The 18,678-nt window shown below is 67.5% G+C and carries 15 protein-coding genes; 8 read left to right on the forward strand and 7 right to left on the reverse strand.

Going from position 1 to position 18,678, the window contains the following annotated elements:
• The first annotated feature begins 7 nt into the window (after positions 1–7).
• Entirely contained in the window at positions 8–1,093 is a 1,086-nt protein-coding gene (locus tag A5787_RS01600) for a sulfate/molybdate ABC transporter ATP-binding protein (protein WP_066960628.1), read from the forward strand.
• A 7-nt stretch (positions 1,094–1,100) separates the two neighbouring features.
• Here A5787_RS01600 and A5787_RS01605 read toward each other — a convergent pair whose 3' ends face one another.
• Positions 1,101–3,035, reverse strand: a complete 1,935-nt coding sequence (locus A5787_RS01605) for a gamma-glutamyltransferase family protein (RefSeq protein WP_369829068.1) — start codon at positions 3,033–3,035, stop codon at positions 1,101–1,103.
• 115 nt (positions 3,036–3,150) lie between these two features.
• On the opposite strand from A5787_RS01605, the gene A5787_RS01610 reads away from it, so the two are divergent.
• Both A5787_RS01610 and A5787_RS01615 read left to right on the forward strand, forming a co-directional pair.
• On the forward strand, positions 3,151–3,621 hold the full coding sequence (locus tag A5787_RS01610; protein ID WP_231993761.1) for a nuclear transport factor 2 family protein: 471 nt from the start codon (positions 3,151–3,153) through the stop codon (positions 3,619–3,621).
• Positions 3,618–4,199 carry a TetR/AcrR family transcriptional regulator gene (locus tag A5787_RS01615; protein WP_082977021.1) on the forward strand — a complete coding sequence of 194 codons (582 nt, stop codon included), beginning with the start codon at positions 3,618–3,620 and terminating at the stop codon, positions 4,197–4,199. The genes A5787_RS01610 and A5787_RS01615 overlap by 4 nt, the downstream gene beginning before the upstream one ends.
• A gap of 59 nt (positions 4,200–4,258) precedes the next feature.
• Here the strand turns inward: A5787_RS01615 and A5787_RS01620 are convergent, their stop codons facing one another.
• The 4 genes from A5787_RS01620 to A5787_RS28720 all read right to left on the reverse strand — a co-directional run bounded on the left by A5787_RS01620 (position 4,259) and on the right by A5787_RS28720 (position 7,805).
• Positions 4,259–4,993: a sirohydrochlorin chelatase gene (locus tag A5787_RS01620; RefSeq protein ID WP_082977022.1), complete on the reverse strand. Its 735-nt coding sequence runs from the start codon at positions 4,991–4,993 to the stop codon at positions 4,259–4,261.
• Entirely contained in the window at positions 4,972–5,715 is a 744-nt protein-coding gene (locus A5787_RS01625) for a phosphoadenylyl-sulfate reductase (protein WP_066960633.1), read from the reverse strand. The genes A5787_RS01620 and A5787_RS01625 overlap by 22 nt, the downstream gene beginning before the upstream one ends.
• Positions 5,712–7,379 (reverse strand): nitrite/sulfite reductase, encoded by a 1,668-nt coding sequence (locus tag A5787_RS01630; RefSeq protein ID WP_066960760.1) that lies wholly within the window; start codon positions 7,377–7,379, stop codon positions 5,712–5,714. The genes A5787_RS01625 and A5787_RS01630 overlap by 4 nt, the downstream gene beginning before the upstream one ends.
• Before the next feature lie 117 nt (positions 7,380–7,496).
• On the reverse strand, positions 7,497–7,805 hold the full coding sequence (locus A5787_RS28720; RefSeq protein WP_369829069.1) for an Ms4527A family Cys-rich leader peptide: 309 nt from the start codon (positions 7,803–7,805) through the stop codon (positions 7,497–7,499).
• Here A5787_RS28720 and hemW point away from each other — a divergent pair.
• Entirely contained in the window at positions 7,804–8,976 is a 1,173-nt protein-coding gene (hemW, locus tag A5787_RS01635) for a radical SAM family heme chaperone HemW (RefSeq protein WP_066960636.1), read from the forward strand. The two genes, A5787_RS28720 and hemW, sit on opposite strands and share 2 nt — an antisense overlap.
• Positions 8,977–9,022: 46 nt before the next feature.
• Here hemW and A5787_RS01640 read toward each other — a convergent pair whose 3' ends face one another.
• Both A5787_RS01640 and A5787_RS01645 read right to left on the reverse strand, forming a co-directional pair.
• Entirely contained in the window at positions 9,023–10,867 is a 1,845-nt protein-coding gene (locus A5787_RS01640; RefSeq protein ID WP_082977023.1) for a SulP family inorganic anion transporter, read from the reverse strand.
• Positions 10,868–11,233: 366 nt separating this feature from the next.
• Positions 11,234–12,469 carry a sodium-dependent bicarbonate transport family permease gene (locus A5787_RS01645; RefSeq protein WP_066960638.1) on the reverse strand — a complete coding sequence of 412 codons (1,236 nt, stop codon included), beginning with the start codon at positions 12,467–12,469 and terminating at the stop codon, positions 11,234–11,236.
• 348 nt (positions 12,470–12,817) lie between these two features.
• Between A5787_RS01645 and A5787_RS01650 the strand changes: the two genes are divergently transcribed.
• From A5787_RS01650 to A5787_RS01665, 4 genes are all read left to right on the forward strand, one after another.
• A complete protein-coding gene (locus tag A5787_RS01650) occupies positions 12,818–14,170 on the forward strand; it encodes a salicylate synthase (protein WP_066960641.1) in 1,353 nt (450 codons plus the stop codon).
• 206 nt (positions 14,171–14,376) lie between these two features.
• Complete coding sequence (locus A5787_RS01655) at positions 14,377–15,393, forward strand: acyl-ACP desaturase (RefSeq protein ID WP_066960643.1); 1,017 nt, start codon at positions 14,377–14,379, stop codon at positions 15,391–15,393.
• Between the two features lie 114 nt (positions 15,394–15,507).
• On the forward strand, positions 15,508–16,956 hold the full coding sequence (locus A5787_RS01660; RefSeq protein ID WP_066960762.1) for an FAD-binding oxidoreductase: 1,449 nt from the start codon (positions 15,508–15,510) through the stop codon (positions 16,954–16,956).
• A 107-nt stretch (positions 16,957–17,063) separates the two neighbouring features.
• Positions 17,064–18,674, forward strand: a complete 1,611-nt coding sequence (locus A5787_RS01665) for an MFS transporter (protein ID WP_066960646.1) — start codon at positions 17,064–17,066, stop codon at positions 18,672–18,674.
• Positions 18,675–18,678 lie beyond the last annotated feature (4 nt).

The following is an 18,678-nucleotide window of genomic DNA, read 5'->3' on the forward strand; positions in this document are numbered from 1 at the left end:
ACTCGTGATGACCGACAGCCGACCCCAGCGCGGTGACAACGCGATCATCGTGCACGACGCCTTCAAACAGTACGGCGACTTCGTCGCGCTGGACCATGTGGACTTCGTGGTGCCGAAGGGCTCGCTGACGGCGTTGTTGGGCCCCAGCGGTTCGGGCAAGTCGACGCTGCTGCGGGCGATCGCCGGCCTGGACCAGCCGGACAGCGGAACCGTCACGATCAACGGTCGTGACGTCACCGGGGTGCCGCCGCAGCGCCGCGGCATCGGCTTCGTGTTTCAGCACTATGCCGCGTTCAAGCACCTGACGGTCCGGGACAACGTGGCCTACGGGTTGCGGATTCGCAAACGGCCCAAGGCCGAAATCAAGGAAAAGGTCGACAACCTGCTCGAAGTGGTGGGGCTGAGCGGGTTTCAGACCCGCTACCCCAACCAGCTTTCCGGCGGCCAACGGCAGCGCATGGCGCTGGCCCGGGCGCTGGCCGTCGACCCGCAGGTGCTGTTGCTCGACGAGCCGTTCGGGGCGCTGGACGCCAAGGTGCGCGAGGACCTGCGGGCGTGGCTGCGGCGCCTGCATGACGAGGTGCACGTCACCACGGTGCTGGTCACGCACGACCAGGCCGAGGCGCTTGACGTGGCCGACCGGATCGCGGTGTTGAACAAGGGCCGCATCGAGCAGGTCGGATCGCCCACCGAGGTGTACGACTCCCCGGCGAGTGCGTTCGTGATGTCGTTTTTGGGCACGGTCTCCGAGCTCAACGGCGCGCTGGTGCGCCCGCACGACATCCGCGTCGGCCGCAAGCCCGACATGGCGGTCGCCGGCGGGGACGGCACCGCGGAGTCCATCGGCGTGGTGCGCGCGACGGTGGACCGGGTGGTCGCGCTGGGATTCGAGGTGCGCGTGGAGATGACCAGCGCGGCCACCGGGAGCGCCTTCACCGCGCAGATCACCCGCGGCGACGCCGAGGCGCTGGCCCTGCGCGACGGCGACACCGTCTACGTGCGAGCGACTCGTGTCCCGCCGCTGCCCAGCGACATCGTGAGGCCGGGACGCGGGGGCGCCGAGGAGGACCGGAGCACGCTGACGTCGGCGTGACCTTGGCTTAGGCGGTGTCGCCCAGGACCGCGCCCTCGCGGCGGGGATCGGCGCCACCGGTCCACCCCGACGAGCTGCGGGTGATCGCGGAGAGCCCGCTGGACTGGTCGGTCAGGTTCACCTGGTGCCTCAGCGCGCGCAGGCCGGCCACCAGCGGATCGTGATCGCCGTTGTCGGACCGGTTGATCTCCGGGTCCTCGCCGCCGACGTTGGTTTGCGGCGAGTTGTCCGCACCGAAGTCGACCAGGGACACCGCCTGTTGCGGGTTCAGACCCCAATCCAGCATCGCCACAAGGGTTTTCACGACATATTGAATGATCGTGGAGCCGCCGGGTGAGCCCGTCACCGCGTATAGCCCGCCCCGCCCCGCCGGGGCGGGATCGAACACCAGCGTCGGGGCCATCGAGCTGCGCGGCCGCTTTCCGGGCTGGACGCGGTTGGCCACCGGCGATCCGTCGGTGGCGCGGGGGTTGGCCGCGAAATCGGTGAGCTGGTTGTTCAGGACGAAGCCGTCGACCATGTGGAAGGAGCCGAACGGCGACTCGACGGTCGTCGTGAACGCGGCCGCATTGCCGTAGGAATCGATGATGCTGACGTGGCTGGTGCCGTGCTCCCTGCCGGGTGGGTCGACGTCGCCGGGCATGCCGAAGTCCCCGGGCTCGGCGGTTCCCATGCTGTGCCGCGGCGAGATCAGCGTGGCGCGCCCGGCCAGATAGCCGGGGTCGATCAGCGTGGCGAGCGAACCACCGGGCGGCGCGACGAAATCGGCGTCGGCGACGTACTTGTCACGGTCGGCGTAGGCCAGCCGCTCGGCCTCGGAGACCAGGTGAACGCCCAGCACGCTCGGGCGACCGCCGTTGCGGTCGACGTTGGTGGGCGGGTAGTCGCCCAGCGGGAAATGCTCGAGGATGCCCAGCGTGGCCGCCACCGCGACGCCGCCCGACGACGGGGTGGGCATGCCGCAGACCTGCCGGCCGCGATACATCGTGCACAGCGGGTCGCGTTTCTTGGCGACGTAGCCCGTGAGGTCGTCGTTGGTCATCAGGCTCGGCGTGCGCCCTTCCGAGGTATCGCCGGCTTCGGCGAGGATGTCGTGAGCGATGTCGCCGGTGTAAAAGGCGTTGACGCCCGAGGAGGCGAGGGCGGACAAGGTCTTTGAGTAGGCGGGGTTGGTCAGCCGGGTTCCCGCGGTCTTCGCTCTGCCGTCCGGGTTCAGGAAGTATGCGCGCGCCTGCGGGTCGACGCGCAGTTGTGCCGCCGAGTCGACGATCGCGGCGGCCAGCCTAGGGCTGATGTCGAAGCCGTTGTCGGCCAACGCCATTGCGGGGCCGAAGAGATCGCGCCATGGCGTGCGGCCGTGGTCGTGGTGGACGAGTTCGAGCATCCGGGGAATGCCCGGGACCCCGATCGAACGACCCGAGGCGCGCGCGTCGGGCCGGGGGCTGGTGTGATCGTTGTCTCCGATCCAGCGCAGGTAGTTTTCGCTAGCGGCCGCCGGGGCAACCTCCCGGCCGTCGTAGGCCTGCACCGTACCGGCACGCGCGTCGTAGTAGACGGCGAATCCGCCGCCGCCGATTCCCGAAGACTGCGGTTCGACCAGGCCCAGGACCGCCTGGGCCACCACCATCGCGTCGGCGGCCGTGCCGCCGTCGCGCAGCACCTGGCACGCGGCCTGGGTCGACAGGGGATTGGCGGTGGCCACCGCGTAGTGGGCCGTGCGCACGACGGTCATGTCGCTGCGGTACCCGGTCGCGGTTTCCGGGCTGGCCGCGGTGTTCCGCGCCGAAGGCGCTGACGCCGAAGGGGTCTCGGGCAACGGCGTGCCGTTGGGCACGATCTCGCATGGACCCGCCGCATGCGGCCCGGCCGCGTGGTTGCCGCCGCATGCGGCCAGCCACAGCGCCAAAACGGTCAGCAGCGCTCGAATTGACGGCCTGTTCAAGCCACGAAGTTTACTGGACCCGATCGGGTGGATTGGGCGGGATGGATCCATTCGGTGAACCGCACCGGCTAACCGTCTGCGCTCGGGTCACCCGATGTGGTGAACCTGCCGAGGGTTGCCCCGTTCCTTACAAACTAGTAAGTTAGAAAGCATGCCGCCGATATCGAGCGCCGCGATTGCCGAACCCGCCGCCGTCGAAGACGTTTTCCGACGATGGGCGAAGGCATGGAACGACCATGACGGCGACGCCGTCGCCGCGTTGTGTGCAGAGGATCTGGTGTACGACGAGCCGGCGCTCGGCGACACGGTTCACGGCCGCGACGCAATCCGAAATTTTGTGGCAATGATGGATGCGGCCTTTCCCGACCACACGTTCTTCCTGGAGGGCCTGTACGCCGATGTGGCCCGGCCCGCGGTGCTGGTCGCCTGGCGGTTCAGTGGCACGCACGCCCCGACCGGCCGGAAGGTCGAATTCCACGGCGACGACCGCTTGGTGTTGCGCGAGGACGGTCTGATCAGCGCCTATCGCCGCCTGTACGACAACGATCTGGTGCTGCGCCAGCTTGGGAAAACTCGGCCGCGATGAGCGGCGATGCCGCGGCGCCGGTACGGGAGCGAAAGCCGGCGGCGGTGCGGCGTGCCGAGATTCTGAGTGCGGGGGCGATCGAATTCGCCGAAACCGGGCTGGCTGGAACGCGGTTGGAGGCGATCGCCGCTCGCGCCGCCATCTCGCATCCGCGCATTGTGCAGATGTTCGGCTCGAAGCGGGCGCTTTTTCTTGCGGTCGTCGACGCGGCCTTCGATCACATTGCCGCCGCGTTCACGGCGGCGGCCACCCGCTCGCGCGCCAGCGACGCGACGCCGCTCATTGGGCTCGGCGACGCCTATCGGCGTCTGCTGCAGCGCGACCGGACGGTCGCGCTGATGATGCTGCAGAGTTACGCCGCTGCCGGAGACGAAGCCGTACGCGAGGCGGTCGCGGCCCGTCACCTCGCGCTGCAACAAGCAGTCACCGACCTCACCGGCGCGGACGAGCTGGAGGTGCGAACCTTCTTCGCCACGGGCCTTTTGGTGACGATCTCTACGGCACTCGCGTTGCCCGGTAAGCGAACCGATGCGGCCTGGGGCGCCTGGCTTTTAGGGCAGGTCGCTCACGAGCAATAAATCGCTCGGATCTCTGCGGCGCGGGCGCGGCCACGGGGATGTCGGAGAAGGGCGATCCCTCAGGCCGCGATGCCGTGAATTCGAGATGTCAGGGCTTCGTCGAAGCGATCCAGCACCGTCTCGGCCACCAGCCCGTGCGCGCCCAGGGGTTCCGCCAGCTCGATGCCGGTGTCGTCCGCGAAATCGCGCACCCGGTCCGGCAGCAGGCCGGGCGCCAAGAACCATGGAGCGATAACCACCCGCCGGGCGCCCTGCCGGCGCAGCCGGCCGGCGGCCTCGGCCAGCGACGGTTCCGGACGGGTCACGAACGCCGTCGTCGCGCCCGCCCAACTCGTGCCTGCCAGGAGTTGGGGCGCCACCTGCCGAGTGCGGGCGTTGGCGCGCGGGTCGGATGAACCGATCGCCGCCACAAGCACGCCGACCCGTTCGTCGTGCCGGGAGACACCCAAGTCCGTAACTCGATGCCGCAGTAGCGAAATCAGCCGTGGATCCTCGCCTAGCACGTCAGCCTGGGCGACATCGACACCCGACCGGGCGAGCTGGGCGGGGATGTCGATGCGCGCGTGGTAGGCGTTCGCCAGCAGCAACGGGGTGACCACCGCGCCGCCCGGCAGGTCACCGAGCACGTCGGCCAGGCTGGGCGTGTTCAGCTCACAGAATGCCAGGCGCACGTCGAGGTCGGGCCGGATGCGCGCGAGGTGGGCGGCCACGGCCCGGGCGTTGGCCGCCGAGCGCGGATCCTTGCTTCCGTGCGCGGTCAGCACGAGCGTGGTCACGACGCGTGTAACCCGCATTCGGTCTTGGCGTGTCCCTGCCAGCGCCCGCTGCGCGGGTCGGCGCCCTCGACCGGCTTGGCGGTGCAGGGGGCGCAACCGATCGACGGATAGCCGTCGTAGACAAGGGGATTGACCAGCACGTCGTGCTCGTCGATGTAGTTCTGCATGTCGTCGTCGGTCCACGTTGCCAGCGGATTGATCTTCACCAGCTTGTAGCCCTCGTCGAAGCTGACCAGCGGGGCGTTGGCGCGAGTCTGCGAGTCGCTGCGGCGCAGCCCGGTGACCCACGCCGAGTAGCCGCGCAACGCCTTGCCCAACGGGGCGACCTTGCGCAGCCGGCAGCACTCGCCGGGGTCACGGGCGAAGAGGTCCTTGCCCAGCAGCCTGTCCTGCTCGGCCACCGTGTGCTCGGGCGTGACGTTCACCACCCGGATGTCGTAGACGGACTCGATCGCGTCGCGGGTGCCGATGGTCTCCACGAAGTGGTAGCCGGTGTCCAAAAACATCACCGGCACTCCGGGCCGCACCTTGGCGGCCAGGTCGATCAGCACCGCCTCCTGCATGCTGGACGCCACCACGTAGTTGCAAGTCGCCCAGCCCCGGGGGCCGTTGATGCCGCCGAAGTGGTCGTCGGTCCAGCGCAGCAACTCGGTGGCGCTGGCGCCCTCGAGCTCCGCGGCGCCGCGGGCGGCCAGCTCACGCAGGTCGGCTTCGGTGGGGCTGGTGGTCTCAATGCTCATCGCAAGTCGCCTTCCTCGGCGCGAACGACCCACTGCGCGAATCGTTCGCCGTCGCTCCGGTGCTTGATGAAGTTGCGTACTACCCGATCGATGTAGTCACCCAGCTCGTCGCTGGTGACCTTGTGCTGACGCAGTTTTCGGCCGAAACCGCTGTCCAGGCCGAGGCTGCCGCCCAGATGCACCTGAAAGCCCTCCACCGAGCCGCCGTGACCGTCGTCAACCATCTGGCCCTTGAACCCGATGTCGGCGACCTGAATGCGCGCGCAGGAGTTGGGGCAGCCGTTGATGTTGACCGTGATCGGCACGTCCAGGCGCGAGTTGAGGTCCTCGAGCCGGCGCTCCAGCTCGGGCACCAATTCTTGTGCCCTGCCCCGTGTTTCGGCGAAAGACAACTTACAGAACTCGATTCCCGTGCAGGCCATGAGGTTTCGGCGCCACCGCGACGGGCGCGCCTGCAGGCCCAGTGCCTCCACGCCGGCGATCAGGTCGTCGAGCTTGTCGTCGGGCACGTCGAGGACGATCAGCTTCTGATACGGCGTGAACCGGATTCGGTTGGAACCGGCCCGCTCGGCCAGGTCGGCCACCGTCGACAGGATGGTGCCGGACACGCGACCCGCTATCGGGGCGAGCCCGACGGCGTTGAGCCCGTTCTTGAGCCGCTGCACCCCGACGTGATCGATCGGGTGCTTGAGCGGCTCGGGGGCCGGGCCGTCGATCAACGGGCGCTTGAGGTACTCGGTTTCGAGGACCTCGCGGAACTTCTCGATGCCCCAGTCCTTGATCAGGAACTTCAGCCGCGCCTTGGCCCGCAGGCGCCGGTAGCCGTAGTCGCGGAAGATCGAGGTCACCGCGACCCACACCTCGGGTACCTCGTCCAGGGGAACCCAGGCGCCGACGCGCTGGGCGAGCATCGGGTTGGTGGACAGGCCGCCGCCCACCCAGAGGTCCAGGCCGGGACCGTGCTCGGGATGGTTGACGCCGATGAAGGCGATGTCGTTGATCTCGTGCGCGACATCCTGCAGGCCGGAGATGGCGGTCTTGTACTTGCGCGGCAGGTCGGCGAAGTCGGGTTTGCCGATGTAGCGACGCACGATCTCGTCGATCGCCCAGGTGGGGTCGATCACCTCGTCGAGGGATTCGCCGGCCAGGGGCGAGCCCAGGATCACGCGCGGGCAGTCGCCGCACGCCTCGGCGGTCTGCAGCCCGACCTCGTCGAGCCGCCGCCAGATCTCCGGGACGTTTTCCACCTCGATCCAGTGCATCTGCACGTTCTGCCGGTCGGAGATGTCGGCGGTGTCGCGGCCGAACTCGGTCGAGATCTGGCCGACCGTGCGCAGCGCGGCGGTCGACAGCGCGCCGCCGTCGCAGCGCACCCGCATCATGAAGTACTTGGCCTCGAGCAACTCGGCGTTCTCGTCGCCGGTGAACGACCCGTCGTAACCCTGTTCGCGCTGGGTGTACAGGCCCCACCAGCGGAAGCGGCCACGCAGGTCGCCCTTGTCGATGCTGTCGAACCCGCCCTGCGCATAGATGTTTTCGATGCGATCCCGGACCTCGAGCGGTGCGCCGGCCTGCTTCATCTCCTCGTTGGGGTTGAGCGCCTCGCGGTTTCCCAGCGCCCACTGGCCCTCGTTGCGGGACTTCGCGGGAGGGGCTGTTGTCATTCCGGGGTTCTCCTTCACGGATCTCAAGGGCGTCAGACAGCGCAGTCCACCGATTTATTCCGGCGGCGCAGATCCGGCAGCCAGCTGGAGGTACAGGCGGGGGGCGGGTCTACGAGATCAAGGCAGACAGCAACAGCTGCAGACGCGCTTGAGATCAATGTGCCGCCGCGCCACGAGGGCGATGCGCAAGCTGCGGTTGGCGGTCACGGCTGCCATTGTGCCATGGACCGAGACGGGGGTTGCCAGCAGGTCATATTTTTCCTCACGCTGACCCAAACTAGGCAGCGACCCTGGGCGCCCGGGCACACGGAGCCACCAATCGCCTGGGAAACGGTTCGTACTGGTCTGGGGCCGCTTACCCCCTGCGACCTGCCGCGATCCGTTCCGCACGACGGCCCGGCCATGCCCCGTGGGAAACTTTGGCATGCCCCTTCGCGAGGCCCCGGGCGACCTGCCCGCCCTGCAGCCGAGTCCCGGCCAGCCGTTCGGGCTGTATCTCCACGTTCCGTTCTGCTTCACACGTTGCGGCTATTGCGACTTCAACACCTACACCCCGGCCGAACTCGGCGGCGTCAACCCCGACGCCTGGCTGGAGGCGCTGGGGGCGGAGCTGGAGCTGGCCGCCGCGCGGTTGGACGGACCGAGCGTGAGCACGGTGTTCGTCGGCGGAGGGACGCCGTCGCTGCTGGGCGGCGAGCGGATCGCCAGGCTGCTGGGCATGGTGCGCGACCACTTCGTCCTGGCCCCCGACGCCGAGATCACCACCGAGGCCAATCCGGAGTCGGCCTGGCCGGACTTTTTCGCGACCACCCGCGCCGCCGGCTTCACGCGGGTGTCGCTGGGCATGCAGTCGGTGTCGCCGCGGGTGTTAGGCGTGCTCGACCGGATCCACACGCCGAACCGGTCGGCGGCGGCGGCCCGCGAGGCGCTGGCCGAGGGCTTCGAACACGTCAGCCTCGACCTGATCTACGGAACGCCGGGGGAGTCCGACGACGATCTGCTGCGCTCCGTCGACACCGCGGTCGACACCGGCGTCGACCACGTATCGGCGTACGCGCTGGTCGTGGAGGAGGGCACCGCACTGGCCCGGCGGGTTCGGCGCGGGGAGCTGGCCGCTCCCGACGACGACGTGCTGGCGCACCGCTACGAATTGGTCGACGCCCGGCTGTCCGCCGCCGGCATGAGCTGGTACGAGGTGTCCAACTGGAGCCGGCCGGGCGGCGAGTGCCGGCACAACCTCGGCTACTGGAACGGCGGCCAGTGGTGGGGTGCGGGGCCCGGGGCCCACGGATACGTCGGTGCGACGCGCTGGTGGAACGTCAAGCACCCCAACGCCTATGCCGAGCTGCTGGCCGACGGCACGCTGCCGGTCTCGGGTTTCGAACAGCTCGATCCCGACGCGCTGCACACCGAGGAGGTGCTGTTGAAAACCCGGTTGCGGCAAGGGCTTCCGCTGGATCGGCTAGGGGACGCCGAACGTCAACGCGCCCAAACCGCGGTGGCCGACGGTTTGCTGGTTTCCGAGGGGGAGCGGCTGGTGCTCACCCCGCGCGGCCGGCTGCTGGCCGACGGAGTGGTGCGCGCGCTGCTGGGGTAGCCGTAATTGCGTTGTCGCGCAGTGGTTTCCGGGGACCGGAGCGCCGTCAATCCGTGGTTTGCGCGACCCTCAATTCGTGTTCGGCCCGATCCATGAAGGCCGCCTGCTCGACGTCGATGAGGGTCACCGTCTCGACTTTGGTGAGGGGCATGCTCTCGACGCCCGTGGGCGCCGGCGTTTCGACGGTCGCTATTGCGATCCGAGTGCTCGTCTCGTGTTTGGACAGGGGGCGCATGTGGTCCCATCCCTCGATCGTCAGTTTCGGACTCTGATCCTGGCCGCTGAACTCCTCCAGGTAATAGCGCAGGGATTCACCTGTCGTGTGATCGACCAGCGGCACACGGGAGCTCACGTGGAGATACACCGCCCGGGTGCCCTGCGGAAGCTGCCCCAACTCCCGAATCACGTGGAAGAGGTTGAAACACACGAGGGGACCGTCCAAGTACAGGTGGTAAGTGCCGTCGTCGGCTTCCCGATCGGACACCGGATTGCGGAACAGACTGAAGAAGCGCGCGACGAAATTCGGCTTGGCGTATTCCGACCCGTTGCTCAGGGTGTGCCAGAGCCCGACGTACCAAAGGTTCAAGACCAACTCCAGCGCGACGCCGGCGATGATGCCGATGAGCAGGTCCGTTGTCACGGTCACGAGCAATGTGGTGACGAAGACGACGAACTGCTCCGTCCCGATCCGCGCGATTTTGAGCCAGAGTGCGGGCTTACAGAGCTTGTAGCCGATGAATACCAGGATGGCGCCCAGGACTGCCATCGGGACCATGTCGATCAGGTAGCGGCCGAGCAGCACAAACGTCAGCAGGAAGCAGGCGTTGTAGAAGTTGGCCCACTGGGTCCGGCCCCCCGCCATGACATTCGCGGTGCTCTTGACCATGCCCGGGATGATGGTCAAGCCACCGAGAAGGCTCGAGGCGCCGTTAGAAACGCCCATCGCCAGCAGGGTCCGGTCCGGGTTGGACCGGCGGCGGTAAGGGTCGATATTGTCCACGGCCGCGATCGTCGCCAGGGACTCGGTCGCGTCGATCAAGAGCAGGGTGACCACCAGGTAGCCCAGGGGCAGCCACACCGCGGCATCGGTGAATGCCTCACCGAACTGGGGGAAGACGATCCCATGCTCGAGCGAATCGGGCACGTTGATCAGATAGTGCTTGTCCATCTTCAAGACAAATGTGCTGACCAATGTGCCGCCCAGGAACACCCAGACCGGCGGCGGCATGACCTTGAGCAGCCGCCCGGGCAGGACTGACAGCGCGAACAACGCTGCCAGGCAACCGATCCCGAGCGCGCAGACCTTGGGGCTCATCGATCCGAGATGACTGGGCACCTCGCCCAGGACAGCCCAGAACTCGTGGGCCTCGAACTTCACTCCCATGAACAGCGGGATCTGCTTGACGATGATCATCAGGCCGATCGCCGCCAGCATGCCGTGGATCGCCGCGGCCGGGAAGATGGCGCTCAGGCGCGCCACCTTCAGCTTGGCAAGAACTACTTGCAATACGCCCGCGATGGCGATCGCGACCAGGACCAGGGGGTATCCCACGGCGAGTAGCTCGGATGTGGAGCCGCCGCGGCCCAGGTGGGCGTGTCCCAGTGCGATCATGCCGGCGAACAGAGCGGGCGCCAACCCCGCGGCCGGGCCGCTGATCGTCACGTACGAGCCGCCCACGAACGGCAAGATGAAGCCGGCGATGATCGCCGACATGATCCCGCAGATCGGCGGAGCACCCGAGGTCATCGCGATTCCCATCGAGAACGGCAGCGAGATCATGGCGACCGTGAAACCCGACCGAAGGTCGTAGCGCCAGTGTTTAAGACCGGCCAGGCCATTGCGGGGCTTTTCGGTCAAAACGGTTGCCGGAACGGTTCTGGCCTGCAGCACGGTGAGCGCCTCTCGACAACGGATAGAACACGATATGGGTCAAATTCATATGGAACTCATGCAGTTTGCTCCCGGCGGCACCCATGGCGGCCCCAGTTAACGCGTCTTTACGAACAATTGACATCACTTTTACGAACAGTCGACGCGCACGGCGTCGGCTTGGAACATCGTGGAAACATCCGGTCGGTCGCTGGGGGGTCGGGACGGATGGTGCGTCCCGCTCGCACGCGATGGTGAGGCTCCCGGCGCCATCGCCGTAGGCAACCCACCTACAGCGGGCCTGCGCACGCGTATTGCGCTCGGCTGCAAGCGGACTGGGTGACGCAGACGCCGCACCGCGATGAGCCGTTCTCGGCCCTCAGGGCACTAGAACCAGTGCGAGACCAGGCGGTTGATCTCGATATAGAGCGGGATTCCGATGGTGACGTTGTACGAGAACGTCAAACCCAGCGATGCGGCCAGCGGCAGGGTTGGGCTTGCCTCGGGGATGGCCAGCCGCTGGACCGCAGGAACGGCGATGTAGGAAGCCGCGCCGCAGAGCACCGCGAACAGCACGTAGGTTCCGGGCTTGAAGTCGGCATGAGTCGCGGCCGCGTAGAGGTGAGCGACGATGATGCCCAGCGGCGCAAAGATATTCGGCGCGAGCAAACCGAAAAAGATGAAACCGGGGCCCGCCGACCGAAGGTCCTTCAACTTGCGGGAGGCCGTCATGCCCATCTCGAGCAGAAAAAGACACAGCACGCCCTGGAATGCCAATACGAAGAACTTGTCGTCATCCGCGACGACCTTCTGTCCTTGCAGGCCACTGATAAGCCCGATGGCGATGCCGCCGAAAAGGAGGACGAGTCCGGGGTTCAGGAACACTTCCTGCAGCAGTTCACGGGAGAAAAGGGGCATCCTCTTGGGCTTACCGATGGGTGGGCTCTGATCGGGCTCCCAGTTCGGATGCTCCAGCTTCTCCATCGCGAGCTCTAGCTCCTGCTCGACGCCCCGATCGTGCTCGGCCTCCAGGCTCTGGCCGTGTGGAGGCTTTGCCGCCGTGCCGGGCCCGACGCCGACCTTGACCGGTGGCGTGTACCCGGGCTCGTCGGGCATGTTCCCCGCCGCGTCCATGTTCCGGTGGCGCAGCAGCGCAACGAAGTACAGCGCCACCAGGCAGCCGGGGACCTCCATGACGGCCAGCATCACCGGCATGTAGGGGTTGAACGAGATGCCGACGGCGGCCAGGACCGCCAGGCAGGTGGCGAACGTGCCCGCTGAGTCGGATCCGTAATAGCCGGCGACGGTGGCGCGATCCACCTTTCGCAAGGACGTCAGCCAACCCATCAGCGCGTAGGCGACGGCCCCGATCACAAAGTTGAGCAGGAAGCCCACCGCCATGAATCCGACGATGACGCCGACGCTGGAGGCGTTGACGTTGGCGAGCTCCTCGCCGCCGTGCCAGCCGATGGCCAGCAGCAGGTACATAGTCAGGCCCTGATAGATCACGTACGGGAACTCGAAGCGCACCTTGAGGATCGGGATCAGGAAGCCGAAGTAGAAGAACAGCAGGAGCGGCTTGAACAGGTTGTGGGTGAAGTTGTGCCAGAACTCTTGCAGCATTGGGTGCCTCTCTTTTTGAAGCGGTGATCAGGGGAAGCACCGTTCACAACCGGGGCAACCACGCCATCCCGAAACCGGTGCAAAATTTAACCCCGCCGATGGGGGTCCGCCACTCGGACACAGCGCGAAAAGCCGATGTTTTACACAGCCGTATCGAAACAGCGGATTTTCCCAAAGCCTATGGTCACAGCGCCGCTGGTCGGACGGTGTATGCCGAGTTTGGCGTGAATCCACTGTGACTTTTCTGGTGATTCGCTGTGGATCGGCGTGGGCGCGGCGACGACGGTCCCGGCGGGCCAACGGGAGGGGTTGCGCGGAGTTAGATAGGTTAGGCTACATTTACTAACCGTGACCGAGGTCAGCGTCGAAACGAGTTCCGCAGGCTCTACGTCACCGCCTATTCCGTTGCCCCCCGACGTCCACCCGGCCGACGTCGCAGCCGAGCTGGCCGCCGCGCTGCCGGAGCGGCTCGGCGAGGAGTACCTGCTCTACGAACACGACGGGCAATGGGTATTGGCCAGCGGTGTGCGGGCGATGGTCGAGCTGGACAGCGACGAGCTGCGGGTGATCCGCGACGGCGTCACCCAGCGGCAACAGTGGTCCGGGCGGCCCGGCCCGGTCCTGGGCGAAGCCATCGACCGGCTGCTGCTCGAAACCGACCAGCTTTTCGGCTGGGTCACCTTCGAATTCGGCATCCACCGCTATGGGCTGCAGCAGCGGCTGGCGCCGCGCACGCCCTTGGCGCGGGTGTTTTGGCCCCGCACCCGCATCGTGGTGACCCGGGACGCGGTTCGCCTCTATGGCGCCGAAGCCGGCCACCTCGAGGCGGTGCAGGGCTTGGTGGGGGGCGGCGTGCGCGGCCTGCCCAACGCTCGCGCGGTCGACGTGACGGCCGACCCGTCCGCCTACCGCGACCGGGTGGCGACGGCCGTCCGCGAGATCGCGAGGGGTGGCTACCACAAGGTGATCCTGTCGCGTTGCGTCGATGTCCCTTTCGCGCTGGACTTCCCGTCTACCTACCGGCTGGGCCGGCGGCACAACACCCCGGCGAGATCGTTCTTGTTGCGGCTCGGCGGGATTCGCGCCGTCGGCTACAGCCCCGAACTCGTGGCCGCAGTGCACCGCGATGGCGCCGTGGTGACCGAGCCGCTGGCCGGCACGCGCGCGCTCGGTCGCGGTGCGGCGCGTGATCGCCAGGCTCGCGAAGACCTGGAATCGAACTCCAAAGAGATTGTCGAGCACGCTATTTCGGTGCGCAGCTCGTTGCAGGAGATGACCGAGATCGCCGAACCGGGAACCGCGGTGGTCAGCGACTTCATGACGGTGCGGGAGCGGGGGAGCGTGCAGCACCTGGGTTCCACGGTCAGCGCGCGCCTTGCCCCATCGAGCGACCGGATGGACGCGCTGGAGGCGCTCTTCCCGGCGGTCACGGCCTCGGGGATCCCGAAGGCGGCCGCCGTCGAAGCCATCCTGCGCCTCGACGAAGGCCCGCGCGGGCTGTATTCCGGTGCCGTCGTGATGTTTTCGGCGGACGGCGGCCTGGACGCGGCGCTGACACTGCGGGCGGCCTACGAATGCGACGGCAAGACGTGGCTGCGGGCCGGTGCCGGGATCATCGAAGAGTCCGAGCCCGAGCGCGAATTCGAGGAGACCTGCGAAAAGCTGTCGACGCTCGCGCCTTATCTGATCGCGCGGCGCTAGCGCCCGAGTGGTCTTTCGTCGAGATCTACGCCGGCGCAAACAAGTGCGAGTCAGGTGCACGTTAGCGCCGATCTCGGCGTGCAAGAACGCCCGTCGCTCGGCCCCGTAAGGACTTTTGGCCCTAGTCGACGGTCTCCTGGGCGTGTCATCTTGATGTAACTGCATGACACAGGTACTGATAGACACACATAACTGGGAGGGGTCCCGTGTCCGACAGCTTGACCAACCTGCAGCTACTCCAGGAGCTCGAGCCCGTGGTCGAGCAGCTGCTCGACCGCCACCTCTCGCTGTTCAAGGAGTGGAACCCGCACGATTACGTCCCGTGGTCGGACGGCAAGAACTTCTACGCCCTGGACGGTCAGGACTGGGAGCCCGGACAGAGCCGGCTTTCCGACGTCGCACAAGTCGCGATGGTGCAAAACCTGCTGACCGAGGACAATTTGCCGTCGTATCACCGCGAGATCGCGATGAACTTCAGCATGGACGGCCCGTGGGGCCAGTGGGTGAACCGGTGGACCGCCGAGGAGAACCGGCACAGCACTGCGCTGCGCGACTACCTGGTTGTCACCCGCGCGGTCGACCCGGTCGAGCTGGAGAAGCTGCGGATGGAGCAAATGACGCGGGGGTTCAGCCCGGGCCAGAACCAACAGGGCGACATGTTCGCTGAGAGCCTGTTCGACTCGGTCATGTACGTGTCGTTTCAGGAATTGGCCACCCGCGTCGCGCACCGCAACACCGGTAGAGCCGCCGACGACACCATCGCCGAACAGTTGATGGCGCGGGTGTCGCACGACGAGAACCTGCACATGATCTTCTACCGCGACGTCAGCGCCGCCGGCCTGGACATCGCCCCCAATCAGGCGATGAGGTCGGTGCACCGCATCCTGCGCAACTTCAAGATGCCCGGATTCACCGTGCCGGAGTTTCGGCGCAAGGCCGTGATCATCGCGGTCGGAGGTGTCTACGACCCGCGTATCCATCTCGACGAGGTCGTCATGCCGGTGCTGAAGAAATGGCGCATCTTCGAACGTGAGGACTTCACCGGCGAGGCCGCCCGGATGCGCGACGACCTCGCCGTGCTGATCAAGGAACTCGAAGTCGCCAGCGACAAATTCGACGAATCCAAGCAGCGCTACCTCGAACGGGAGGCCCGCAAGGCCGAGCGGATCACCGCCAGTCGGGTGCTCAAAACCGAAGGCACACTGACGCTCAGCGGACGATAGGCGCTCGGCCGGGTAACGGTTCGGGCACGTTTCGGTCGTCGCCCCGACACGTCATGCCGCGCCGCGGTTGTGCTCATCGAGAATGCGGGCATGACGCAATCGCGGGAGCCCACGTTGGCGCGTGAGATCTCCCGCCAGACTTTTCTGCGGGGCGCCGCCGGCGCGTTGGCCGCCGGCGCCGTTCTCGGATCGGGCCGAGTCGGCCCGGTCCGGGCCGCCGCCGCTCCGGCCGCGTCCGGCTGGGACGGCCTCTCCACCGCCTTGGGCGGCAAGGTGCTGTTGCCGGGTAGCCCCCAATTCGCCTCGGCCAAGCAGGTTTTCAACACCAACTACAACGGCTCCGCGCCGGCGGCGATCGTCACCCCGACGTCGGCGGCGGACGTGCAAAAGGCGATGGCGTTTGCCGCCGCCAACAACCTCAAGGTTGCCCCGCGCAGCGGCGGGCACTCGTACATCGGCGCGTCCACGGCCAACGGGACCATGGTTTTCGACCTCCGTCAGCTGCCGGGGGAAATCAATTACGACGCGGCCAGCGGCCAGGTCACCGTGACGCCGGCGACGAGCCTGTACGCGATGCACCAGGCGCTGGCCGCGGCCGGCCGCGGCATCCCGACGGGCACCTGCCCGTCGGTCGGCGCCGCGGGCCACGCCCTGGGCGGCGGGCTGGGCCCCCAATCCCGGCACGCGGGCCTGCTGTGCGACCAATTGACGTCGGCGTCGGTGGTGCTGCCCGGGGGCCAGGCGGTCATGGCGTCCGCCGCGAGCAACCCCGACCTGTTCTGGGCGCTGCGCGGCGGCGGTGGCGGCAACTTCGGCGTGACGACCTCGCTGACCTTCGCCACGTTTCCGACCAGTGACGTCGACGTGGTCAACCTGAATTTCCCGCCGCAGTCCTTCGCGCAGATCTTGCTCGGTTGGCAGGGTTGGCTGCGCACCGCCGACCGAAACAGCTGGGCCCTGGCCGACGCCACCGTCGACGCGATGGGCGCGCACTGCCGGATCATGGCGACCAGCCCCGCGGGCTCGGGCGGGAGCGTGGCAAAGGCGATCACCTCGGCCGTCGGGCTGCAACCGACCGGGACCGAGAGCCACACGTTCAATTACCTGGATCTGGTGCGTTATCTGGCCGTCGGGAACCTCAACCCGGCGCCGCTCGGGTACGTCGGCGGCTCCGACGTGTTCACGACGCTCACCCCGGCCGCGGCCCAGGGGATCGCCTCCGCGGTCGACGCCTTCCCCCGGAGCGCGGGGCGCATGCTGGCGATCATGCACGCCCTCGACGGTGCCCTCGCCACCGTGGCGCCGGGCGCCACCGCCTTTCCGTGGCGCCGGCAGTCGTCGCTGGTGCAGTGGTACGTCGAAACCGGTGACCCGGCTGCGGCCACCAACTGGCTCAACACCGCACATCAAGCGGTGCAACCGTATTCGGTCGGCGGCTACGTGAACTACATCGAGGCCGGCCAGCCGCCGTCGCGCTACTTCGGCCCGAACCTGTCCCGGCTGAGCGCCGCACGGCAGAAGTACGACCCCGGCCGGGTGATGTTCTCCGGGCTGAATTTCTAGCCGCCTGTCGGGTGCTGCGGGGGCAGGACGCGTGTCCTAGACTTTGCAGCCGTGCACGAGGCGCAAGGCGTTGCCCGTGAAGCGGCGGGCCGTCGTCAATCGGTTCGATGGTGACTCAGGTCGCCGAGCGCGCCGACGGCGGGCAGCCGGCGCCCTCGCCGTTGCGCGATCGCCTGTACCGCGGCCTGTTCATCGCGCAGTTCATCTCCAACATCGGGACCTGGATGCAAAGCGTGGCGGCCCAATGGTTCTTGATCGAGGAGCACGGCAGCGCCGCCATCGTGTCGCTGATCCAGACGGCCAGCCTGGGGCCGACGCTGGTGCTGGGGCTGTTCGCCGGCGTGCTGGCCGATCTGTTCGACCGGCGGCGGCTGTTGATCTTCCTGCAGTCCTACGCGGTGGTGGTGGCGCTGGCGCTGGCCGCGCTGACCTACGGCGGTCACCTCACCCCGACATCGCTGTTGCTGTTCACCGTTGCCATCGGCTGCGCTTCGGCGCTGACCGCACCGGCCTGGCAGGCGATTCAGCCCGAGGTCGTCCCGCGCGAGCAGATACCCGCCGCAGCCACCTTGTCCAGCGTCTCGGCGAACGTGGGCCAGGCGGTGGGACCCGCCATCGGCGGCGTCGCCGTCGCGCTGGCCGGCCCCGCCGCCGTCTTCGCGATCAACGCGGTCTCGTTCGCCGGGATCATCGTCGTCCTGCGGGGCTGGAAGCGCCCCAAGCAAATCGCGCCGATCGAGCGAGAACGCATCAGCCAGGCGATCGGCACCGGACTGCAATACGTGGCCCACAGCCCGATCTTTCGCAGAATCCTGTTGCGCGCCAGCCTTTTCCTGTTCCCCGCATCGGCCCTGTTGGCCCTGTTGCCCGTGGCCGCCGACCACCGATGGCACCTGGGAGCCAGCGGCTACGGTCTGACACTGGGGGCGATCGGGCTTGGCGCGACGATCGCGGTCGCGGTCGCCACACCGCTGCGCCGGAAGGTGTCGGCCAACGTGCTCCTGGCAGCATGCGCCGCCGTCTATGGTCTCGCGCCGGCGGCGGTCGGGTGGCTGCCGTTCGCGGCGGCGATGCCCGCGTTGGTGCTGGCGGGGATGTCCTGGCTGATCACCTTGTCGACGTTGAACGCCGCGGCGCAACTGCACTTGCCGCAATGGGTTCGGGCCCGGGGGTTGTCGGTTTATCTGCTGGTGTTCACGGGTTCTATGGCGATCGGCTCATACTGCTGGGGCGTCATTGCCACGCAGGCGGGGCTCGAGATCTCGCTGACGTGCTCGGCGGTGCTGCTGGGCGTGGCCGCCCTCAGCGTCGCCGTGCTGCCGTTGCGGGCGGCCACCGGGCTGCTGAGCCGCGACATTTCCACGTGCTGGACGTCGCCGATGGTCGTGTTCGAGCCGCGCGCCAACGACGGGCCGGTGCTGGTGACCGTGCAATATCGAGTGTCGGCCGAGAACCTCAATGGCTTCGTCGAGGCGATGAGCGCGGTCCGGCGATCACGCCTGCGTACCGGTGGCCACAGTTGGCGGTTGTACCGCAGCACCAAGAGTCCCCAACTCATGCTGGAGCGGTTCACCGTGGCATCGTGGGCCGAGTTCGAGCGCCAGCACACCGAGCGTTGGTTGAGTTCCGACCATGATGCCGCCGTGAAGGCGGTCAGCTACACCGTCGACAACGCCCGGGTGCACGATTACTACCTCGCGGTGCGGGTGCAGCACTAAGAAT

The sequence above is a fragment of the Mycobacterium sp. 852002-50816_SCH5313054-b genome (assembly GCF_001667185.1).
Lineage (GTDB): Bacteria > Actinomycetota > Actinomycetes > Mycobacteriales > Mycobacteriaceae > Mycobacterium.